The sequence below is a fragment of the Paenibacillus sp. ACRSA genome, from assembly GCF_022346845.1.
Classification (GTDB): Bacteria; Bacillota; Bacilli; order Paenibacillales; family Paenibacillaceae; genus Paenibacillus.
On record NZ_JAKRNP010000002.1, the window covers coordinates 390,408 to 414,595 of the forward strand.

Annotated in this window: 18 protein-coding genes; 3 read left to right on the top strand and 15 right to left on the bottom strand. The window is 43.9% G+C overall.

Going from position 1 to position 24,188, the window contains the following annotated elements:
- Positions 1-51: 51 nt before the first annotated feature.
- From treC to MH215_RS06615, 11 genes are all read right to left on the bottom strand, one after another.
- Positions 52-1,773: an alpha,alpha-phosphotrehalase gene (treC, locus tag MH215_RS06565; protein WP_239289238.1), complete on the bottom strand. Its 1,722-nt coding sequence runs from the start codon at positions 1,771-1,773 to the stop codon at positions 52-54.
- A gap of 461 nt (positions 1,774-2,234) precedes the next feature.
- Positions 2,235-2,927: a metal-dependent hydrolase gene (locus tag MH215_RS06570; protein ID WP_239289240.1), complete on the bottom strand. Its 693-nt coding sequence runs from the start codon at positions 2,925-2,927 to the stop codon at positions 2,235-2,237.
- Positions 2,928-3,054: 127 nt separating this feature from the next.
- The gene (locus MH215_RS06575; RefSeq protein ID WP_239289242.1) at positions 3,055-4,743 is read right to left on the bottom strand and encodes a glycoside hydrolase family 13 protein; all 1,689 of its coding nucleotides are present in this window, start codon (positions 4,741-4,743) and stop codon (positions 3,055-3,057) included.
- A 199-nt stretch (positions 4,744-4,942) separates the two neighbouring features.
- Positions 4,943-5,404, bottom strand: a complete 462-nt coding sequence (locus MH215_RS06580; protein ID WP_239289244.1) for a VanZ family protein — start codon at positions 5,402-5,404, stop codon at positions 4,943-4,945.
- Positions 5,405-5,448: 44 nt separating this feature from the next.
- The gene (locus tag MH215_RS06585; protein WP_239289246.1) at positions 5,449-6,315 is read right to left on the bottom strand and encodes an AraC family transcriptional regulator; all 867 of its coding nucleotides are present in this window, start codon (positions 6,313-6,315) and stop codon (positions 5,449-5,451) included.
- A 181-nt stretch (positions 6,316-6,496) separates the two neighbouring features.
- Positions 6,497-8,929 carry a glycogen/starch/alpha-glucan phosphorylase gene (locus MH215_RS06590; RefSeq protein ID WP_239289248.1) on the bottom strand — a complete coding sequence of 811 codons (2,433 nt, stop codon included), beginning with the start codon at positions 8,927-8,929 and terminating at the stop codon, positions 6,497-6,499.
- A 310-nt stretch (positions 8,930-9,239) separates the two neighbouring features.
- On the bottom strand, positions 9,240-10,343 hold the full coding sequence (gene glgD, locus MH215_RS06595; protein ID WP_239289250.1) for a glucose-1-phosphate adenylyltransferase subunit GlgD: 1,104 nt from the start codon (positions 10,341-10,343) through the stop codon (positions 9,240-9,242).
- Positions 10,344-10,369: 26 nt separating this feature from the next.
- Complete coding sequence (locus MH215_RS06600; protein ID WP_056701092.1) at positions 10,370-11,539, bottom strand: glucose-1-phosphate adenylyltransferase; 1,170 nt, start codon at positions 11,537-11,539, stop codon at positions 10,370-10,372.
- A 553-nt stretch (positions 11,540-12,092) separates the two neighbouring features.
- Positions 12,093-13,244, bottom strand: coding sequence for an iron-containing alcohol dehydrogenase (locus MH215_RS06605; RefSeq protein ID WP_239289252.1), 1,152 nt, complete (start codon positions 13,242-13,244; stop codon positions 12,093-12,095).
- A 205-nt stretch (positions 13,245-13,449) separates the two neighbouring features.
- Positions 13,450-14,304 carry a GNAT family N-acetyltransferase gene (locus tag MH215_RS06610; RefSeq protein WP_239289254.1) on the bottom strand — a complete coding sequence of 285 codons (855 nt, stop codon included), beginning with the start codon at positions 14,302-14,304 and terminating at the stop codon, positions 13,450-13,452.
- A gap of 150 nt (positions 14,305-14,454) precedes the next feature.
- Complete coding sequence (locus MH215_RS06615) at positions 14,455-16,149, bottom strand: M3 family oligoendopeptidase (protein WP_239289256.1); 1,695 nt, start codon at positions 16,147-16,149, stop codon at positions 14,455-14,457.
- Between the two features lie 712 nt (positions 16,150-16,861).
- Between MH215_RS06615 and MH215_RS06620 the strand changes: the two genes are divergently transcribed.
- Positions 16,862-17,596 carry a hypothetical protein gene (locus MH215_RS06620; protein WP_239289258.1) on the top strand — a complete coding sequence of 245 codons (735 nt, stop codon included), beginning with the start codon at positions 16,862-16,864 and terminating at the stop codon, positions 17,594-17,596.
- Positions 17,597-17,734: 138 nt separating this feature from the next.
- Positions 17,735-17,947, top strand: a complete 213-nt coding sequence (locus tag MH215_RS06625) for a cation:proton antiporter regulatory subunit (protein ID WP_056701081.1) — start codon at positions 17,735-17,737, stop codon at positions 17,945-17,947.
- 101 nt (positions 17,948-18,048) lie between these two features.
- On the opposite strand, the gene MH215_RS06630 is transcribed toward MH215_RS06625, so the two are convergent.
- Positions 18,049-20,820: a PAS domain-containing hybrid sensor histidine kinase/response regulator gene (locus tag MH215_RS06630; RefSeq protein ID WP_239289260.1), complete on the bottom strand. Its 2,772-nt coding sequence runs from the start codon at positions 20,818-20,820 to the stop codon at positions 18,049-18,051.
- A gap of 272 nt (positions 20,821-21,092) precedes the next feature.
- Between MH215_RS06630 and MH215_RS06635 the strand changes: the two genes are divergently transcribed.
- The gene (locus MH215_RS06635) at positions 21,093-21,917 is read left to right on the top strand and encodes a protein-glutamine gamma-glutamyltransferase (RefSeq protein WP_239289262.1); all 825 of its coding nucleotides are present in this window, start codon (positions 21,093-21,095) and stop codon (positions 21,915-21,917) included.
- Between the two features lie 16 nt (positions 21,918-21,933).
- Here MH215_RS06635 and infC read toward each other — a convergent pair whose 3' ends face one another.
- The 3 genes from infC to MH215_RS06650 form a co-directional block, all read right to left on the bottom strand.
- A complete protein-coding gene (gene infC, locus MH215_RS06640) occupies positions 21,934-22,425 on the bottom strand; it encodes a translation initiation factor IF-3 (protein WP_239289264.1) in 492 nt (163 codons plus the stop codon).
- Between the two features lie 286 nt (positions 22,426-22,711).
- A complete protein-coding gene (locus tag MH215_RS06645) occupies positions 22,712-23,644 on the bottom strand; it encodes a manganese-dependent inorganic pyrophosphatase (protein ID WP_145048366.1) in 933 nt (310 codons plus the stop codon).
- A gap of 170 nt (positions 23,645-23,814) precedes the next feature.
- Positions 23,815-24,138 (bottom strand): (2Fe-2S) ferredoxin domain-containing protein, encoded by a 324-nt coding sequence (locus MH215_RS06650; protein ID WP_239289266.1) that lies wholly within the window; start codon positions 24,136-24,138, stop codon positions 23,815-23,817.
- Positions 24,139-24,188: the final 50 nt, after the last annotated feature.

The following is a 24,188-nucleotide window of genomic DNA, read 5'->3' on the forward strand; positions in this document are numbered from 1 at the left end:
TGCATGTTCCAAAAGCCTGGTTGTGTATAAAGACTTTTGGAACAATTGCTACTAATTCTTTTGTGGAACTAGCCACATATAAGATGAATAAGGGCTTAATGATAATTCCTGCGCCAAATCAGGCGTATTTTCTGTATTACCGATCAGCAATTCATGTGTCTTGTCGGTAATGTGTTCCTTCCAGATTGCATCAGGGAATGTAAAGTTCGTACTACGCTGACTGAAGTTAGACACCACAATCAACGTATCACTTCCATTCGTGCGCGCATAAGCGAACACTTCTGGATGGGCATCATCAAGACGTTCATACAATCCGTTGATCAATACAGGTACTTGCTTACGCAGAGCAATCAGTTTGCGATAGTGATAGTAGATTGAATCCGGATTAGCCAGTTGCTCAGCCACATGAATGGAAAGATATCGCTCATCGACCTTGATCCATGGTGTGCCAGTTGTAAATCCTGCGTTCTCACTAGCATCCCATTGCATTGGCGTTCTTGAGTTATCCCGCGAGCGCTGCTTAACGATCTCAAAGGCTTCCTCAGCGGACTTACCCCCTTCCTCTTGCAGCAAACGGTACATGTTGGTTGATTCAATATCACGGAACTCACTAACATCGTTCCATACAGGGTTTGGCATTCCAATTTCTTCCCCTTGATAAACATAGGGCGTGCCCTGCATACCATGGATTGTCGTTGCCAGCATTTTGGCACTTTCGGCACGATAATCACCATCATCCGCGAAACGGGACAATGCCCGAGGCTGATCATGGTTATTGAGGAATAAAGCGTTCCAGCCACCACCTGCTTGCATGCCAGTCTGCCAATCACTGAACAATTGCTTCATTGCCTCGAAATCATACGGCATCAGTTCCCATTTCTGACCATTCGGATAGTCCACTTTCAAATGGTGAAAATTGAAGGTCATTGAGAATTCCCGCGAGTTCGGGTTGGAATATTGAATGCAGTGCTCTAACGTTGTGGAAGACATCTCTCCCACCGTGACCATATTGTAGGGACCGAATACCTCTTCATACATCTCGGTGATGTATTCGTGTACACGTGGTCCATCGGTGTAAAACTTACGACCATCTCCCGGAGGTACACTGCCGTCATCGTTTGGAAAACGCTGATCCTTGGAGATCAGGTTAATGACATCCATCCGGAAGCCGTCTACTCCTTTATCCGCCCAGAATTTAATCATATCGCGCACAGCTTTACGTACTTGCTCATTCTCCCAATTCAGATCAGCCTGTGTTTTGTCGAACAAGGTTAGGAAGTATTGACCTGTATGCTCATCGTATTGCCATGCCGGCCCACCAAATTTAGACTGCCAATTGTTAGGCAGACCGCCATCTGGAGCTGGATCTTTCCAAATATAATAATCCCGGTACGGATTATCCTTGGAAGACCTCGATTGCTGGAACCATTCATGATCCGTGGACGAGTGGTTCACCACGATATCAATCATTAATTTCATATCTCGCGCTTTGAGCCCCTTCAACAGTTCGTCGAAGTCCTCCATTGTGCCATAGTCAGGGTTAATCTTGTAATAATCAGCCACATCATAACCATTGTCATGTTGAGGAGAAACATAGACTGGCTGTAGCCATACGATATCAATACCCAAATGCTGCAAATAGTCTAGTTTTTCCGTCAGGCCTCGAATATCCCCTGTGCCTGTTCCCGTCGTATCGTTGAAGCTCTTGGGATATACCTGATACACCGTGGACGTTTTCCACCACGATGAGGAAGTTGTGTCGGTTGAACTCATGTTAACGCCTCCAAAATTTTAATACGTATTGATCTAACTCATCAGTTAACTTCATGTCTATATTACATAAGTAAACATGTATATACAAGTTGAAACTGTATTTTTCTTATAAGTTCGTATTAACGACTTCGATTTGCTAACGTGAGCGAACTCAGTTGAAGCTTGGTGAACAACCGCTATACATACCCTTTCTACACATTCCCCATAAATGGTTGCTATGTAACATTTATTTTGAAACTAACGTTCGGAAACGCCTTGATATCGGTGATTTGTATCCAAAATGAATAACTCACCTCGTCTCAACTTAAAGATATGCATATAGTTCGATATCATGAACTTACACCCTAAACTTGTACTTTAAATCTCAAAACAAAAAAGAAGGTGAGCAACACGTCATCTAACTTAACGTATTACTCACCTTCTTCATTGCTCGATCCAGAGTAGGCGATTGAAAACAACCTCTATAAATTAAAGGAGTCCCCTGGTGCCATCACGCGACCTTCCAATCCTGCGGAAGCTAGCTGCTGTACGAACTTTTCAGCATCCTGACGAATCACTGGGAATGTATCATAATGTACAGGGATGGTCAGTTTGGCATTAAACCACTCTGCGGCTTGAAGTGCATCTTCAGGCCCCATGGTGAAGTGTCCACCAATCGGCAGGAAGGCAACATCTATCTTATGACGATCTCCAATCATTTTCATATCACCGAATAAGCTTGTATCACCCGCATGCAATATCGTTTTACCACCAATGTTAATGATGTATCCTGCAGGCAATCCTGCGTACATAATGCGTTGTTCCTCTTCCAGCACAATTCCTGATGTATGGAAGGCCTGGATCATTTTCGCCTGTGCAAAATCAAGATCCACAGTTCCGCCCATGTTCATACCCAGCGTATCAAGCCCTTTCCATGACATGTATGTAGCCAACTCCACAATAGCAACCACTTTGGCATTATTCGCCTTAGCAATCGGTTCAGCGTCCAAAATATGATCCATATGTGCATGAGTCAACAGCACGGCGTCTGCCTTAATGTTTTCGGGTTTAGTAACAGCCAGCTCATTGCCACGTAGAAAAGGATCAATGATCAGCGATTTTTCTTCTGTGCCCAGTTGAACACTAGAATGTCCATGATAAGTAATCTGCAGCATCTCGGCAGCCTCCTGACAAGTTAATATACAACAGTAATGTAGTTTAGTTTACTTCACATCCATGATTTCACAACTTACGTTTATAAGTATAGTCCATAGCCAGCATACAAATCAAAATTAGAACAATTTAGAGCATTCGATAAACTCTCGCCTCATAAGGCTGCAATAGAATGGTGCCTTCATCTGTCGAGTAACGTTTGTTCACATTACAGATCATGAGTTTGGCTTGTTCTGCTGCCCATCCCTCGGGCCAATGCATTTCAGGTTCATTTGAACTAAAGTTGAGGATCACTAGCACTTTCTCATCATCTAGTGTCCGTGTATATGCGTATATATCAGGGTCATCGGCAAGAAGTAATTCATACGCCCCATAGATCAGCACCTTGTTTTTTTTGCGCAGTGAAATCAACTTTCGATAGTAATGTAAAATGGACTGTGGATCACTTTCAGCAGCAGCGACATTGATCTCTGCAAAGTTATCATTCACCTGAATCCAAGGTTCACCCTTCGTGAATCCAGCATGCTCACTGTCATCCCATTGCATGGGAGTTCGTGCATTGTCCCGACTCTTCAGCCAGATAGCCTCCATGACATCCTGTTTCGATCTCCCCTGACCGATATGATGTCTGTAATAATTCATCGTTTCAATATCTCGATATTGTTCGATGTCCGGAAAAGCAATATTGGTCATGCCGATCTCTTCGCCTTGATAAATATATGGTGTACCTTCAAGAGTCATCATCCAGGTCGCCAGCATCTGGGCTGAGCGCACTCTATATTTGCCATCATCACCAAAACGGGATACCGGCCGAGGCTGATCATGGTTTCCCATATAGTTCGCATTCCACCCGCGTCCATGCAGGACGGTCTGCCATTGACTCATGATTTCTTTCAGCTCAGGTAACTTCCACTCTCGGTAGTTCCACTTCCCGATCCCTGAGGATTGGGCATCTACAAACATGTGCTCGAATTGAAACACCATATTAAGCTCATTACGATCTGTTCCCACATAAGCAAGAGCTTGCTCAGGGCCGAGACCCGATGTTTCGCCTACTGTCATCGGTCCATAGGGTTTCAGAATCATATCGTTCAGCTTATTTAAAATGGAATGAACCTGTTGCAGGTTCGAGAATAGCTGATATGCAGGCACAACAGGTAGATTATCGGGATTATGCGCACTGGGCAGACCCTCTGCCTTCGCAATATGAGCAACTGCATCGAAACGGAAGCCATCGACCCCTTTTTCGAGCCACCAATGAACCATTTCATACATCTCTTCCGCCATCTGTGGATTATCCCAGTTGAGATCAGGCTGATGTTCAGAATACAAATGTAGATAATACTCATTCGTCTCCGGATCAAGCTTCCACACTGAACCCCCAAAATAAGACTCCCAGTTGTTCGGAAGTTGACCATGTTTACCCGATCGCCAGATATAATAGTCTCGTTTCGGATTGTCTTTCATTGAACGTGATTCTGCAAACCACGGATGTTCATCCGAAGTATGATTCAGCACTAGATCCATCATGATTTTAAGACCACGCTTATGTGCCTCTTCCAGCAATCGATCAAAGTCTTCCATCGTGCCATATTTACGCATAATCGCGTAATAATCGCTAATGTCATAGCCATTATCATGACCAGGTGATTCATAGATCGGACAGATCCAAATTACATCGATTCCAATATCCGTAAGATAATCGAGCTTATCATAGATTCCTCGCAGATCTCCATGACCGTCTCCGTCCGAGTCCATGAAGCTGATCGGATAGATCTGATACACTACACTCTCTTTCCACCAAACGATGTCAGCCACCTCATTTCTCTTATATTTTATTTATGAAGGTCGTTCAATATCCCGTTAATATGTTTTATCCGAAATGCCCTCTTGATAAACACCCGCTACTCAATTACACGCAAAAAGGATCGGTTCAAGTGACAACCTCACGGTAGGTACACTAAATCCCGATCCTGCTATTCAACCTGTGATTTACTTAAACTCTGAACTATGAGGACTATATGGATTGACCAAGTCCCCCAACATGCATCAAAAATCGCAAACCTCCATATCCGATCCATGCCCCTAATGTATTCAGTATAATGTCATCGACATCAAACGTCCCAACCCGGGTTACTAGCTGCATTAGTTCTACCGCAAACAAAATTAGGATAACGGTTACTGTAAGCTTAAGGAAGGATCGACATTTGCGAAATAACACGGGAATGCACACGCCTAAGGGAATAAATAATACAATATTGCCAAATAGATTTTTTACCCAAGCTTCTGTCGTGTACTTTTCTCTCTCCAAGAAAAGAGGTCTGATCGTTTCAAAAGGAATCCAGTTATATTGATAGGTTAAGCCTACCGTTCTGCCTTTGAAAAATAATAAATTGCCCATAAACAGCACATAGATCACGGAAATCACTGCCACAATGATCCTACACTGTCTGGAGTTGATCCATGAATCTCCACTCATATCCCTGAAGTCCTCCGGCCTTTATTACCGCGGAGCGGTTCTGTTTATTTTAGCGGAATATAGATCTTCATGTCCAACTGCTCAGGGGTAGACTTCCATACATCGGTCACCTCAAAGTCTGCTCCTTCCCCTCGCTCGTAGTTGGATTGGGGTAACCAGCTACCATAGATCATCTTGCGGATATCCTGACCCGAACCATCAACCCTGAACTCCGCATACACGCCGCCGGGAATTTCAAACTCCATATATCCTGGCTTCAACAATGGTGTTACACTAGCGCTCTCCTCACCTATGATAAAAGAAAATTGACCATCTTCCTGAAAGTGGCAGGCAATGCCATACGCTAGATCCTGACGTGAACGGTCTGGAATGTCCATGAATTTCTGCTCTGTTCCAAACTGATGATAAAAGCCCGGAATTTCTCCATAATGCTGGTTGTCATTCAAATTCGTCTTGTACTCATACCCGATAATGCGAATTGGTTCAAGCGTTACGATGCGTGGTGTGTTCATATAAAATCCCCCTCCAAGCTGATTACGATAATCGTTGAAATCAATCATCTGCTGGAGCTTTAAGGAATAGGAATTATCCTCTAACTTGCGAAATTTGGCAGGTGTCACACCCCAGTACGTTGCAAATGCCCGTGTAAATGCTTCCTGTGATTGATACCCCCAGTTCAAGGCGATGTCGAGTATACCTTCGCTCGTATTCCTTACATGTTGAGCCGCCTCACTGAACCTACGTCTGCGTACATACTCCAACACGGTGTACCCTGTTATAGCCTGAAATAAACGCTGGAAATGAAACGCAGAGAAGCCAGCGCATGCAGCCGTCTGCTTCACATTAAATTCATCTTGTAGATGTTCCTCTAGGTATGTAATCGCAAGTTGGATACGTGTGTAATGATCCATGTTGCATCCTTTCCTTTCTACGCTATGCTGCAGATATGAAATGAACGATTTCTCCATCATTATGACTGAGCTGCCACGTTTTTTTTGATTTGCTGTGCGGACATTTCGTTCAATACAGTTTGAAAAGCATCTATACATAGACAAAATCCCCTCGATTGACCGAGGGGATTTCTCTACATCATTACCCTTTCCAATATCCAGATACCGGTTCAATGCCCCAGATATCTGTCGCATACTCGCTAATGGTACGATCACTTGAGAATATGCCTGATTGTGCTGTATTCAGCACAGCCCTACGAGTCCAATCCGGTATATCCCGGTAAGCCACATCGATAGCAGCATGTGCATCAGCATACGCGGCAAAGTCACGCAGTACAAAATATTCATCACCATGGGCAACTAATGAATCGTAGATATCCCAGAATTCCCCTTCTCGATGGCAGAATGCTCCCGGATGGATGAGTTGCTCTACTACTTCACGGATTCGGTTATCCTGACTGACCAGCTCACCAGGTCGATAGGAACCGGAATGAACATAGTTTAACACCTCATCGGCGCGTAGTCCGAAGATAAACATATTATCCTCTCCAACCTGCTCTGCCATCTCGACATTAGCTCCGTCCATCGTTCCGATGGTCAAGGCTCCGTTCATCATGAATTTCATGTTGCCCGTGCCCGAAGCTTCCTTACCCGCCGTCGAAATCTGTTCACTGACATCCGCAGCTGGAATAATTTTCTCTGCCAGTGAAACGGAGTAGTTCTCAAGGAAAAATACTTTCAAACGATCATTAACTGCCTTATCCTGATTGATCGTGCTTGCTACATTATTAATGAGCTTAATGATTTTTTTGGCAAAATAATAACTTGGCGCAGCCTTGGCACCAAAGATGAATGTCCGCGGTACGATGTCGAACGTGGGATCATTCTTGAGTTTATTGTATAAATGCATGACATGCAGAATGTTCAGCAATTGCCGCTTATACCCGTGCAATCGTTTCACCTGCACATCAAAAATAGAGTCTGGATTCACTGCTGTTCCCGTATGATCCAAAATATAAGACGCAAGCCGTTCCTTATTGTTTCGTTTAATGGCACGGAATTGCTCTTGGAAGGATGCATCTTGCGAAACTGTTGTCAGTTCATTTAACTTACCAGGTTCGGTTATCCAAGCATTCCCGATCGTCTCTGTAATGAGATGAGATAGTTTAGGATTGGCATGCATTAACCAGCGACGATGGGTTATTCCATTGGTTTTGTTATTGAAACGCTCTGGATAGAGTGCATAGAACGGAGCCATCTCACGATCTTTAAGAATTTCGGTATGCAGCGCCGCTACACCATTTACGCTGTGGCTGCCCACGATAGCGAGATGTGCCATTCTAACCTGATCATGCGCAATAACGGCCAGATGTGTTATACGTTCCTGATCTCCGGGATATCGATCCAGAAGCATGCTGCAGAAGCGCTTGTTAATCTCTTCAATAATCATGTAGATCCGTGGCAACAGCTTGCTAATCATGGATACAGGCCATTTTTCAAGCGCCTCACTGAGTGTAGTATGGTTCGTGTAGGAGACCGTGCGGGTCGTGATGTCCCACGCTTCATCCCATCCATACCCTTGATCGTCCATTAAGATACGCATTAGCTCAGGAATGACGAGTGTTGGATGTGTATCGTTGATATGGAATGCAACCTTATCCGGCAACCGGTCATAAGACAGACCCAGCTTATTAAATGTCCGCAAGGCACTCTGTACCCCAGACGAACACATGAAATACTGTTGCTTCAAACGCAGCAGCTTACCTTCATACTGAGAATCGTCAGGATACAGGAACTCCGAGATGGATTCAACCGAACGACTGTAATCGAGATATCCGTAATAGTTGGAAGGCGTATCCAGCGAACTTTCGCGCTTCGGTTCGGCACTCCAGAGTCGCAACGTATTCACGTGAGGGTGCCCATAACCGATGATCGGCACATCGTAGGGAACCGCTACAACGGATTCAGCATCCTTCGTTACGAACTGATAACGTCCATTCTCTTCCTGCGTTTCTACGCGACCCCAGAACTTTACTTCGACTTTCTTGTCTGGACGGCGGACTTCCCACTCATTGCCCTTCTCCAGCCAATTGTCTGGCAGCTCAACCTGGTTACCGTTAATGATTTTTTGTTCAAACAGACCATATTTATAACGAATACCACAACCATGACCTGCATAACCGAGGGAAGCTAATGAATCCAGAAAACAGGCTGCGAGCCGTCCTAATCCACCGTTACCGAGTCCAGCATCCGCTTCCTGTTCCTCCACTTCCTCTAATGAGAAACCTAGATCAGCCAGGCTGTCACGAACGAGTTCCAATTCATTAACATTGAGTAAGTTATTACCGAGCAGACGTCCAATCAGGAATTCGAGCGAGAAGTAATAGACCTGTTTATCCTGCCGCTGCTTAAATCCTTGATTCGAGGTCGCCCAATCTTGCCCCGCGTATTCGCGAATCATACTTCCAAGTACGTGATAGACATCTTCCTGCGTTGCTTCTTCAAGCGGTTTGCCCAATTTGCTGACCAGATTCCGTTGAAATATGCTCTTGAACGTTTCTTTGTTGTCAAACAAAAGTAGGTTCCTCCCGGGGAAATCCTGTAGAGTGTTAACGCTCATGTACTGCATATTTTGGTTCGAGCATGTTGGCGTTACGGTGACGAATCATTCTTTCGATCGCTGTTACCCCTGTATTTCCTTATTCAATTTTTTAGTTGTAAAAATTCAGGGATAAAGGCGAACGCTACACTTCTTCAGAATTGATTTCGTCCCCTTCACTTACTGTTGAGCTCTTCTGCAAAATATCTTTTATCCATGAACCTAAATCCATCCTACAGGATTTTTATTTTATATATTTATAGATGATATCGGTTATGCGATCCGATTAGATAATAGTGCTTTTTGCCAAAATATACGGGTTTGATGGGTCACCAATCAACGTCTGCCCACCCGTTAGCTTCACATCTTTATCGAGGATAACATTCTCCAGTACAGCTCCCTCACCAATGTAACACTTCTGCATAATAATGGAACCTTTAATTTTGGCACCTTTGGCTACATGCACTCCACGAAACAGAATACTATCCTCGACTTCCCCACCAACAATGCACCCGTTCGCGAGTAAGGAATGTTTCACATCGGCTGTATCGAGATATTTAGCGGGTGCCTCATATTTAATCTTCGTTTGAACAGGCTCTTCTTGGAACAGTTGATCATACAGCCCTTTGTTCAACAGTTCCAGACTATTCCGATAATAACTTTCGATTGAATTGATTACGGCATGATATCCGTCGTACGCATAAGCAGCAATCTTCAAACCATCTGGATTTTTCTGGATCACATCACGAAAAAAATGACTCTCGCCGTGATCGATGCAGCGCTGTACTTGGCGCAAGAACAGTTGTTTTTCCATGATAAAAATTTCTGTATATATATTCGGGTGATCGGCACTTTGGTGAATGTCTACCACATTACCGTACCCGTCATGTTCAACTTTGACACAAGCATTATGCTCAGGCAACAATTGATCTACTTTTTTGCAGACCAGCGTAACGTCCGCCCCTGTGCTTTTATGATACCTGTAGACATCCTGTAGATCCGCCTTGGTTACATGACGGCTACCGGCATGAACAACATATTCTCCCGACCCCCGGTGAAAGAAATCTAGGTTATTATGAAAATGCTGTAAATCGCCCTGTGAGGTATCCGTTGGATCATTCCAATCCGGTGGCAAAATAAACATACCTCCATGTTTACGATCCAGATCCCATGGCTTCCCATCACCTAGATGATCTAAGAGTGAACGATATTTACGCCTTACAAATACACCAATGCTTTCAATGCCTGCATTCATCATGTTAGACAACACAAAATCAATTAGACGGTAACGTCCGGCATAGGGCACCGCAGCTCCGCAGCGAAAGTACGTCAATTCCTTCAATTCTTCAAGCTCATGGTCAAGGTTAATAACTCCGATCAATGGTTTCATCGCATGCACCGTCCTTTACCCTCAGATTAGGCTTTGCTTGTCATTCCCTCGCGGAGCTGACGCTCCAATTCTTCTTGATCGATGAGTACAATATCACTTTCGTCTCCCGGTAAAGGGGCAATGTGTGCACCGTCAGGAATGACGAGTCCTTCCGATATAATAGCGCGATGAATGCGCACATTGTGCCCAATCTTCACTTTTGGCATCACAACAGAGTCAATGACTTCACTGTTCTGACCAACCTCCACGCCATAAAATAACACCGAATGGTTCACCTCACCGTGGACAACCGTGCCTTCACTAATAATGCAATTTCGCACCTTTGCGGTTGGAGAAATATACTGTGCAGGCTGATTCGGATTGCGCGTATAGATACGCCAGTCTGGATCATTCAGATTAAAAGGTGCCTCGTCGTCCAGCAGATCCATATTGGATTCCCACAGACTACGAATCGTACCAACGTCTTTCCAATAGCCTTCAAATGGATACGCATAAAGTGATTTTTCATGTTCAAGCAATAAGGGGATGATGTCTTTGCCAAAATCATAAGAGGTGGATGCCTGTTGTTCGTCCTGGATCAGGAAACGTTTCAATACATCCCACTTGAAGAGATAGATACCCATAGATGCGAGCGTACTCTTAGGCTGAGAAGGTTTTTCTTCGAATTCATAGATACGGTAGTCATCATGAGTGTTCAGTATTCCGAACCGACTTGCCTCTTCCAGGGATACATCAATGACTGAAATCGTGCAATCCGCGTCCTTTTCCTTATGATACTGAAGCATTTTCTCATAATTCATTTTATAAATATGATCCCCTGATAGAACGAGTACATGCTCAGGGTCAAATTGTTCGATAAAGTTGAGATTCCGATAGATGGCGTCTGCTGTTCCACGATACCAGTTGCTTCCATCTTCACGTTCATGTGGGGGCAGTACATATACACCACCATTTTTGCGATCCAAATCCCAATCGCTGCCGATTCCAATGTAGGAATGCAACACAAGAGGTTCGTATTGGGTTAATACACCAACGGTGTCAATGCCAGAGTTAGAGCAATTACTTAGAGGAAAATCAATGATTCGATACGTACCACCGAAATAGACGGCGGGTTTAGCCAGTGATTTGGTAAGTCCCTTCAACCGTTTGCCTTGGCCTCCGGCTAACAGCATTGCTACAACTTCTTTTTTCGCCATCATTACAGCCTCCTCCACTTGCTTTCATTCTCTCTTTCATTCAGTCTCCCAAGTTCTTATTCTGTGGATGAGTGGACACTGTTGTCATGATCAGGAGCATGCTGTATAAACCTTGTTCATGTACATTACATATACAAAAGTGGTGAAAACTCACATTGTAAATAAGCTGGCATCACTGCCATGTCAGAAATGAAATTAAAATGAAAAATAAAAAGTGAAGAGTCATTCAACTAGTTAAACTGAGGTGTATTTTGCAGGGTGGCAATCGATATTGTTGCGTAGAAAATGAGTTTCTTGCCTAAGTAAACATTAAACACAAACAAGAAACACGAAACTTACTGAGTCATTGATCCTAAAAGTCCATCTACTTCTCTCGTGCATTCACTCCCTCCAACCCACTTTGATGTTACTTAGGAATTGTATTCGCTAAGAAGGAATCAAACTCCTTTTGTTTTTGTAAGGAAATATAATATGGAAAATAAAGTAATTTAATTACAGGATTAAACGACAAATAAGCCGAGAACTTGTATTCCCGGCTTGTGTGCACGATTCATTATATAATTTTACGGAACAGCTCCATCACTTCATCTTTGGAAGGCTGATAGGGGTTCCCAGGTGCACAGGCGTCCTTCATCGCATTGTCAGCGAGTAGTTCGATATCCAAGTCGTTAACGCCTAGTTCGGACAGCTTCTCCGGAATACCGACCTCTTTGGATAGCTGGCGAATTGCTTCAATGACATATTCAGAGCACTGCTCATCACTTTTCCCTTGCACATTCATGCCAATCGCTTTGGCGATATGACGGAATTTGCCTGGTACATGCTTTGCATTCATCTCTTCCACATAGGGGAGTAACATCGCGTTACATACACCGTGCGGAAGATCATATACACCACCTAGTTGATGCGCCATCGCATGAACATATCCTAAGCCAGCATTGTTAAAGGCTATTCCGCCTAGAAAACACGCATATGTCATATGTTCTCTTGCTTCTAGATCACTGCCATCTCTTACAGCTCTCGGCAGATATTCGAAGATCAATTCAACAGCCGCCGCTGCTGTCGCACTTGTAACCGTGAACCCACCTGGTGTGACCATCGCTTCCACGGCATGGGTTAATGCATCCATCCCTGTTGCCGCAGTTAGGCTAGAAGGTTTACTTAACATCAATTCCGGATCATTTACCGAGAGGGAAACGAGACTGTTTTTGTCCACCATCACCATTTTCACTTTACGTTCCTCATCTGTAATCACGTAGTTAATTGTCACCTCACTTGACGTACCAGCCGTTGTATTAAACGCAACGAGGGGTACTGACTTATGTTGCGATTGATGAAGTCCTTCATAATCACGGATATGACCACCATTTGTAGCTACAATGCCAATAGCCTTCGCAGCATCCTGTGGTGAACCACCGCCGATTGAAATAATCGCATCACACCCATGTTCTTGATACACCTGAAGCCCATCATGTACGTTCTGACATGTCGGATTAGGCTGAACATCATCATATACGATATAGTCTAGCCCAGATTTTCTTAATATAGACAGCACCTGTTCCGCAACGCCTGAAGCAATTAACGGCCGGTCGCTGACGACCAGTGCTTTGCGAATCCCCATGTCTCGAATCATTGTGCTTGCTTCTTGGATACAGCCTCTCCCCATCAAGTTCACGGGCGGAACATAATATGCATGTGTTGCCATTTGAACCAGCCTCCTGTTACCCTGATTTGTAACTGACTTCATTGTAACTGAATCCGTTTTCAGATATAGTGAAATTAATCACAATAGAGCTAACAAATGTTACATTTAAGGATGATCTACAATAAAATGATAGAAAGAGCTAACCACAAAGGGTTAACTCTTTCTTAATTATCGTTTACTCATTACTCCATATCTAATGATCCGTTCAGGTACTTAACAGCTCTTGAATGGGTGCGTAATACACACGGTATGCCTTCCCCTTCTCAAAGCCCAGCTTTTGAGCGATAGCCATTGAATCTTTACGAAAATCTTCGGTTGTCCAATGAGGTACATAACCCCGTTCAAGACATAACCGTATATAAGAAGTCGCCATAGCTGTAGCCAAACCTTGACCTCGATGCACTGCGTTGTACGTATGAATGCCAATCTCATGATGCTCATCACTCACAAATACAGACAAACAGGTACCTACGACTTGACCATCCAGGATGACACAGGTTCCTAGCCCATATCGGATAAAGTCTTCAACCCTATACCAGAATTTCAAAATCTCTTCTTGGATTACACCGCTCGTGTCCTCTTCCAGCAATGTAGCATCAATTACGCTAACCTGATATTGGGGAGGTAAATCCAAACAAGCGTGTTGCTGCAACCAATGATTAAATTTTATCTGATTAAAAGTGAATGGAATTCGATAACCTTCGCCTAATTTGCCTGCAAAGGTCACCTGTAAAATAGAATCCCAACTGCCTCCATGAGTCGGAAGCAATTCAAGATTCAACATCTCTTCACCAACCCTCAGGGCTTCGGGCAGAAGCTCCTCTCTTAACAGCTGTTTCACCTGTGTATGAAATAATGAATCGTCTGGATCACCAATCCAATAAAACATCTCATGTCTCGCCCAGATAAACACGCCTCCCAGGATATCTGGGTGATCGACATATACTCGTCCGGCTTGAAGTCCAGCAAGCACTCCACCCATGACGACATGCCCCTGTCGATCACCTACAAGATCCTGTACACGTTTCAGTAAAGTTGAATCATGAACTAAGTACAGCATGATATAATCCTCGCATTCTGTCTAAGAGTATTCGTAAGCTACAGACATCCAAATCTGTCCTACTAGCTCTACGCTCAGAATGCCATACAGATTAAGTGCGGATTATTCTTCGTACCATTTCACCTCATTTAAGCTTCTCTTCGAATTCTCTTAGAGTGCTTTGTCGTCTACGCCATCCAGCCAAGCTTCAATATCTCCAATTACAGAAGAGACACAGCCGTCTTCAAACGGAGAATTAAGTCCCGCAAGCTCGACCAATCCAGTAAAGGACAGGCTTCCTCCGGCTTTGCACAGCGTCAAATAATCTGCCCAAGCAGACTTCATATCCTGATTGCTGCGTTTCCAGAACTGGAATGCGCAGATTTGAGCTAACGTATAGTCAATGTAATAGAACGGTGAGGAGAAAATATGACCCTGTTTATGCCAGAATCCGCCCTGTTCCAAATAAGCATTATCTTTGTAATTAATATGTGGCAAATACGTCTTCTCAATGTTGCGCCATGCTTGCTTGCGCTCCGTCGGAGTTGCATCAGGATTAGCATAGACAAAGTGTTGGAATTCATCTACCGCTACGCCATAAGGGATGAAGAGCAGTCCGGAAGAAAGGTGATCGAACTTGTATTTATCGGTATCTTCCTTGAAGAACAGCTCCATCCATGGCCAAGTGAAGAACTCCATGCTCATGGAATGAATCTCAGCGGATTCAAAGGTAGGCCAGTTGTATTCCGGCACTTCAAAGTGGCGGCTTTCATACACTTGGAACGCATGACCTGCTTCATGAGTCAAGACATCAATGTCACCCGATGTTCCGTTGAAGTTGGAGAAGATAAACGGTACTTTATAATCGTTCAAGTAGGTGCAATATCCCCCGCCCTGTTTGCCTTTTTTGCTCTCCAGATCCATTAGTTCGTTGTCCGTCATCATCTGGAAGAACACATCTGTTTCTGGTGAAAGTTCGGCATACATCCGTTTCCCGTTCTCTACAATCCAGTCTGGATCACCTTTTGGTGTTGGATTACCCGTTTTGAAACTAAAGCCTTGATCGTAAAAATAGAGTGTATCCACGTCAATCCGGCTGCGTTGACGTTCTCTCAGCTTGGTTGCAACAGGTACGATATAATCTCGGACTTGTGCGCGGAAATTCGCTACCATCTCTGCGTTATAATCCGTACGATTCATACGGTCATAACCAAGCTCCACATAGCTTGGATACCCTAGCTTTTTCGCAATCTGTGTACGCACTTTCACCAGTTCATCATAGATCCGGTCGAATTCTGCTTCATGCTCCGCCATAAAGGTATACCGCGCTTCTGAAGCACGTTCCCGCATCGAGCGATCCGTAGACAGCTCAAATGGATGCAGTTGAGGCAGTGTACGCTCTTCACCTTCAAACGGAATTTTGGCTGAAGCAATCAGCTGATTGTATTCCGTAGAAAGTTTGTTTTCCTTCTGAAGATCCTCAATGATCTCCGGGCTGAATGTTTTCAAAGCTTGCTCAGCGAGCTGAAACAGTTGGATTCCCCACTTTTGCTCTAGTTCCGCACGGAACTTGGAATTCACCAGCGCACGGTAAAAATCGGTAATATACTCTTGAACAACAGGCTGACTTTCATCCAGGAACTCATTCTCTGCCTTGTAAAACTCATCATTGGTATCAATGGAGTGACGGATATAGACCAGTTGTGCCTGAGTTTCGAAATCACTGCGCAGGGCATTGATCTTGTCCATGAAATCACTTTGTTCTTCCACTGAAGCCGCCGCTTCGAATCCCTTCAGCAGTTCACCGAAAGAGGTCTTGATGTGTTCCAGATCGGGACGTGTATACGTGTATTCACTAAACTTCATTTATGTACACCCTTTCCTATTTGGTAGATTCGGGAGATTCCCGTTTTAAACTAAACCTATTATACAAAAGAGCAGCCTAAAAATCCCAACTTTATGAAAAATATTTGTCCATTGGTCAAATTGAAAAACATGTAAGGTCATATATATTACATATTCATGTTAGGTCTACTTAGATACATACGCAAACGCAAATAAGCCCGCGCCGCATTATCGCGAAGCCAGCTTATAAGCTTGTCTTACTTACATATGCTATTCAATAATTCAGACTAATTTTTGTCTTTGTCCACAACCATATAAAACCAGCCCATTCCGACCATTCCCACGACCATAATTGCAACCAAAATAATAATGTAAGTCATGAATGTAACCCCCCTGCTCCGAATATTCTACACACTACTACCAGTTTACACGGTGAAACACCATTTGAATTGACCGAACATTGACAAAAATACGAAATCTTTAATTTTAATCAATGGATTTGTATACGGGATGATATGTTATTCATTATTCCACGTTCTAGGCATCTGCATCCACACCTCATCAAACGATGCTGAACCTTATGTACTGATTTAATGGCACCCCTTGCATGCAGATCAAATCATACCATATCACAAAATGCAATCCATGCCCAACGTTTCATCTGTTATACATCCGGTGTATACTATAACTCTATGAAATAGAAATATGATTTTACATTGAAAGGTTGAACTAGATGTCGATTCGTATGCCTTTACGTTACTTATTTAGCGCTATCTTACTAACATTGATGTTATCCGTGTTAACGGCTTGCGCAGACGGAGAAGCTCATGTAACCGTCAATCTAGATGGATCATCCGATCTAGATCTGAATCTCAGTGTAACCGATGCTGCGCTAGGCAAAATCGGACAGGATAATCTGATGGCACTGCTGGCCGATACGTTGAAGAAGAACAATTTCGAAGCAGAAGTTACCAAGCAAGGAGACACGCAGCAGCTTACTGCAACCACTCACTATGAGAGAAGCAACACAACCGACTTTGATATGTCAAGCTTACCTCAAGGCATTACGGTCGAGCAATCCAAAACACCAGGTTTGTTCTCGTCAACACTACACCTTACTGCAGAAGCGGATGTCATGGAATCCATGCCGGATGGTAACATCAAAGATCAGATTAACAAAGTACCGAGTTTTCTTAAAAACCTATTATTAAAGGATGTTAATTTCGACTTCAAGCTATCTCTCCCAATCAAAGCGAAGGATTCAAACGCAGATGTTGTGGACGATGGGGGTAAAACACTAACGTGGCACATTTCCCCACTCAATCGGAATACACTGGATTTGACTGTACAGATTCCGAACATTCGAAATATTATTATCGCAGCTGTTATTGGCCTCATGTTAATACTCGCATTGCTGATCTGGTTTTTCTTGCGTCGCAGACGTGTCAGACAGCGCCGAAATGGCTAAAATATATAACGTAAGGATAATTAATTGTCGGTAATTTGAATCATGACTTGCCAAACGTTGTTAGGGATAGTAGAATACATCCGTACTGTGCGAACGGTTAAACTTATTACGGAAAAGCTAAAGAGGTGACAGTATTACATGAATATCCGGGAATGTCCTTTACCTGGTATTGGAGTTAAGTACCAGTTTGATACAAAAAGCGGCAACCAACTGGTTATTATTGTGCACGAAGATGGACGCCGTGAATTGTTCTCGGTTGACCCAACTGACCAAGAGGAACTTACGCTAATTGCAGAATTGGAAGATGATGAGTGTGTAACCCTCTCTGGGTTAATCGGAGGATGGTCTTAAGTTTCAAGCCCTTCTCGGATGGATAGTTCTCCACTACAAAAACGAAATGCAACCTGCCTCTAAGCTTAGGGGCAGGTTGTTTCAATTCATGGGATATTCACTTAGGTTACTTCAAAATTTGATTTAACGTTTTTTTGATGAGCTCGGATAAAGGGAACCCATGTATTCATGACACGACGTATCTCCTGAGAACTGAACGGTTTGCTAATAAAATCCTGCATGCCACACTTCAAACATGCTTCACGATCTGTGGCACCCACAAATGCAGTGATCGCAGCAATGACCGGAATTTCCGGATGTGTTTGCCTAATCTTGCAGGTGGCTTCAATGCCATCCATGATCGGCATTTTGATATCCATAAAGATCAGATCATAATGCTCCCGTTCCAGCGCCTTCACAGCTTCTTCACCATTCTCTACAATGTCACATACACCGCCGTGCTTACGCAGCATTTCCTCCATGAGGTGACTGTTCAACTGTTGATCCTCTGCCACTAAGATTTTAATCCCCGCAGCTTGATGTGACTGATCGGTGAGTTCACTCACTTCATTGGATTCCTCTATAAGATCCCCAGATTCGTCATTCCAGCGCTCTAGCGACAACGTGAAGTAGAACTCTGCTCCCTCGCCAGCATCACTCTGTACGCCAATCGCACCACCCATTAGCTCCACCAGCTTCCTACTGATCGCGAGCCCTAGACCTGTGCCTCCGTACTTGCGATTAATGGAAGGATCCAACTGAGAGAACGATTGGAATAGTTGATGCTGCTTCTCAAGAGGTATACCGATTCCAGTATCTTTCACTGTAAATGCCAGTGTGAGCCGCTCCTCATTCTCGCATTCTGCTGGATGTACATTCATATGGATCTGGATATTGCCCTTATCCGTGAATTTGACCGCATTGCCAACGAGGTTAATAAGCACTTGGCGGATACGCGTTTCGTCCCCTCTCATACGCTCAGGAACCTGATCCGATATTTCACAGTATAATTCAATATTTTTCTCGGATGCTCGCAGCGCAAACAGCTCCATGACACCCGCAGTCATCTCTCTTAGATCAACCGCTTCACGTGCAAGATCCATTTTACCAGCTTCAATCTTGCTAAAATCCAGAATCTCATTAAGGATATGCAGTAATGATTCCCCGCTATCAATAATGATCTCGGCAAATCCATGTTGTTCTTCATCGAGTTCTGTTTCCTTTAATAAATGTGCCATTCCCATAATACCATTCAGAGGTGTGCGCAGCTCATGACTCATGATCGCAAGGAATTCAGACTTAGCTTTGTCTGCATGCTCAGCTACTTCCTTCGCCCGAATGATCTCATTCACACTTGTCATGTCACGAAAGACCAGTACGGCTCCCCGCGTTTTCCCCTGATCCATAATAGGCTTCAGTTGAAATTCTGCAAGGAAGCTGGAGCCATCTTGTCTCCAGAAAACAGACTCTGACCTTGGTAGGCTACGTCCTTCGCGAACAGCCTTCACAATGGGTGTTTCGTTTGTTGGATAAGGAATGCCTTCACTTTGCATTTGCAAAATAATCTCCTCAAATGGCATGCCATTTTTCGCACTCGGACAGAAGTCCATCATCTCTGTTGCAGCCGGATTGGCGAAGATGATATGTCCATCTCGATCCAGTCCAATAACCCCTTCGGACATTGCATTTAATATGAGGGCACGTTCATAACTTAAATTTTCAATTTCCTCAACATATCGTTTAGATTCTGTAATATCACTCGTAATTCCAAATACACCAACGACTTGTCCCTCAAGAATAATCGGAACATTAATTACATTCGTTTCAATACGCTGACCATCTTTATGAATTAATCCAATCTCGTAGCTCTGAGCTTTCCCCTTCACACTCTCTTCAAAATAGTAACGGGTCTTCTCCAGATCAACTGGATCAATGAGATGTTCAAACGAGCCACCTAACAGCTCCTCTTTGGTATGTCCAGTAAGCTGCTCTTGCCCGGAGTTTGCCTTAAGCAGTTTTCCATCTGGAGCAAGTGACGCTACCCCCAATGGATTGTAGTCGAATAGTGACTGATATTCCTGCTGACGAAGCTCCTCTTGCTTTCTAGCGGTCATATCTCTGGTTACAGCAATCATCTCCTGAAGATTGCCCTGCTCATCATACACGTACTGTGTTAACGTATCCACCCACACTGGCGATCCATCTTTATGCCGGAGACGATAACTGATTCGATCCGGAGCAAGGCCTTGAATCTGACCTGTAACATATGCCTTCACTAAAGGAATATCCTCTGGATATATGACAGATAAGCCGGAGTGACCTACTAATTCCTCCGGTTGATAACCAAGCATGATTTCGCAGGCAGGCGATATATATTTGAAAGTTCGCTCAACATCCGCATCATGGATAGCGATCATATCCAAGGATGATTCTGTGAGCATACGAGAGATTTGGCTGCTCTCCTCCAACTTTTGGCGTTGGATGATCAGACGCTCCTCCGCTTCCTTTTGCTTCGAAATATCGGCTGCTTGCACGAGTAAATATATAGGCTCATCCGTCATCTCATCTTTGACGATACATGCCCGGACACATGCCCATAGGAGCGTATTGTTCTTGCGTTTCAAGCGGAACTCAGTTTCGTACATCATGGTAACACCATTGGTCATATCGTAAAACTCAGACCGGAAGCTATCCATATCCAGATCAGCCTCATAGATCATATGTATGATTGACTTATCAATTAATTCATCTTCACGATACCCCAACATCTCACAAAAGGCGGGATTGAGCTGGAGCCAACGACCATTCACATGTGAAGCAACAGCAATGCCGATCGGCGCATGAGTATATAATTGTTCGAACAGCAAACGGTTCTGTGTAATTGGATTCGACACCGCTTATCCTCCTTTTCAGTTATCCAACCATTTCGTAATGAAAGCTTACTTCAATACATAACTTCTTCTATAGAGTAGTACCCCAAATCCTATCATTGATAACGATTTTTTTGTACGAAATTTTGGCAAGTATCGACATCTTTTATCTTGTAACCCCACCAAGCCAATAAACCACTGACTCGACCCTATAGGCTACACCATATTCTCAAACAAACCTAGGTGATTTCATCTAAATATGTTCTGTACATCCCAACGACATGGAGGTATCAATTATGATTATTGTTGCAAATCAACCTCTCCAATTAAGTCCCACAGACTGGACTCCCTTTGAATGGAACTGGCTTCAACAACTTCAAAATAGTTCGACAGTGTATACGTACCAATCCATGGAGCATCTTCGTTTTGAGTGGAAACTGCGTTCTTCTCTTGTCGAAGCGGCAGAGGGACTTAATGCGAGTGGTGTTAGCTTCGCCTCGTTCGAACAATCCAGATGTAATCCCGTTTACTGGAACCGGAATGCCCAAGGTGGTTTTGAGTTAAGACCCAACGTTACCCCCGCAGAGGGAATTCGTGATATTTGGAGAAACGGGTCCTTGTACGCCTTTGAATGCGCAACAGCAACTGTCATTGTATTATATGGTGGCGTGCTGGGTAGCATCCGAGAAGATGCTTTTAATTCGTTATTCCGTAACCTGCTTCTCTTCGACTGGCACTATGACAGCGACCTGCGCTTAACAGAGAAGAACGGTAGTGACAGTGCACTCCCTGGAGATGTACTCTATTTCAAAAATCCGGATGTATCTCCCGAAACCCCAGAGTGGCAAGGAGAGAATACGATTAAACTTCGTGAAGATTGGTATTACGGTCACGGAATCGGTATTGCTCGAGGCGAACAAATCATACGCACCTTGAATCAATTCCGCTTCCCAGGGAGCCGCACTTCCGCCTATCTGATGGATACTGTCATCTACCCTGATTTTTATTATCTGTCACGTTTTGCGAATAGCAATAATGCCAATCCAGCTTCTCCATCGACGCCTGTGTTACCTGGACAATTATATGTTCGTGTAGGTGGTAGTCGTTATTTGCGAACCTGATGCTTCACATGAAGAGTTACACCTTTGGATCCAACTGAACGACGACTTGTTTACCGCTCACTTGTACCCCCGTCGTTTTGGTGCCGAATTCAGCCAAAGCTTGGCATAGCTGCTCCGCCCATTCCTTGCCAGATGCGCCTTCTTTATTTCCGTGAACCTGAATGACCAGCTTCACGGAATCTCCTTTTTTCAGGATACGCTCTGCCTGTGCTTGCTTTGTATCCCGATCATGATCTTCCATTTGCAAAGTTAGACGGATCTCCTTCACCTTTCGTTTATTCGGTGATTTACCTGATTTCTTCTTCTCTTGCTGCGCCTCTGCTTTGGCTGTTCCAGCCCCAATCAGTTTGCACGGTGGTGGACTGGTCATGAGAGAGGTACAGACCAGATCTACTTTGTACTGCTTCGCCAAGGCAAGCGCCTCACGCGTAGACATGATTCCGAGATCCTCACCGTTTATCCCGGTTACATGAACTTCCGATGCTTTGATCTTTTCATTTTTAATCAAACGAACTGCCTCCTTTATCATAAAAGTTCGTGTTCAAAAAGTGCGGTTTTCAGTACCGAGAAGATGGGGTGAAGATAGAAATGAAGTAGCGGAGCGTAGTTAAAACTACGTGAGCAACGGACATTTCGGCTGAATCCCATATTCGACGCTGAGATGCCTCAGGGCATCCTTCGTAATCAAAAGCGGACTTTTTGAACAACCTCTAAAAGCCTGTTCTGACCTATGACAGATCAGAACAGGCTTGATTGATGTACGTGATACTCATGTGCCAAACATGAGACGGTTATTACAGACTGTTGAATGCTTCTGTCAGAACCGGAACAATCTGTGATTTACGAGATACTACGCCCTTCAGAAGAGCCTGGCTATCAGCCAACGATACATTGTACGCTTTTTCCACTGCATTCGTCGAAGCGCCGTATGCAAGAGCAACAGAATCGTTGTTGAGGATATCCGTTACAACAAATACGAAGAGGTCAAGACCTTTACTGGAGATGATTGCTTCAATTGCAGCTTGCAATTCAGCTTTTTTCACAAGTACATCGTTAACGTCAACAGCGTTGACTTGTGCAATTTCAACTTTTGCTTGACCCATTACGAATTCTTTGGCATCCAAAGAAATCAATTCAGCAATCGTTTTTTGACTCAGATCAGCACCTGCTTTGAGCATGTCCAATCCGTAGCTGTCTGCATCTACACCAGCAATAGCAGCCAGTTCACGTGCAGCCGCTACATCTTGCTCCGTGCAAGTTGGCGATTTGAACAACAAGGAGTCAGAGATAATAGCAGACAACATAAGTCCAGCAATTGGTGCGCTGATCTCTACGCCGTTCTCTTTGTACATTTTATTTAAAATCGTTGCAGTACAGCCCACAGGCTCTGCGCGGAAATACAGTGGCTGGCTTGTCTCAAAATTCGCAATACGGTGATGGTCAATAACTTCTACCACTGTTACTTCTTCGATATCACTAACACTTTGCTGACGCTCGTTGTGGTCAACCAGAATGACTTTGTTTACTTCATTTGCTGCCGTTTTGATCAAACGTGGTGCTTCCACTTTGAAATGATCCAGTGCAAACTGAGTTTCACCATTCACTTCTCCGAGACGAACCGCTTCAACCTCATGACCTAATTTTGCTTTGAGATCCGCATAAGCAATTGCTGAACAGATCGTATCCGTGTCAGGATTTTTGTGTCCGAAGATTAACGCTTTTTCCATATTGATAGCCCTCCGTCAATTCTGATTTAGAATAATCAATGTCGTTTATAATTCATACCCTTACTGATTATAGCGTTAAAAGGGCTTAATTCCAATCCCCTTACACCGTATTCATTGCAAATGATTCTCAAGACAATCATTCAAGTCCCAATGATATAGATCATTGGTCTCTATTTTGCAGTTATTGTCGCAACATTAGCGATGAGATGGCTCTCCAAACGCTCACCTTCACACAGAGCCTGAACAAGAGCTCTACCTGAATCCGGTGTCATTTTGCCATACCAATCCCCTTGTGGGTACACAATCGTCATACATGCATCATCGCAGCGTCCGTTGCAACGTGTCCGTGTCGTATGAATAAATTCACTCGCCCCAAGGTTCTTGATCTCATCTCGCACAGCCTGAGTAACTTCCTCCCCCTCGTTGCGCATACAGGTACCACCATTACAAAGTAAAATATGATGTTGCAATTGATCTAAATTATAAATAGCCAAAATGTATTTCATTCCCCTCAGCTTTGTTATCGTATGTATAATGATATGAC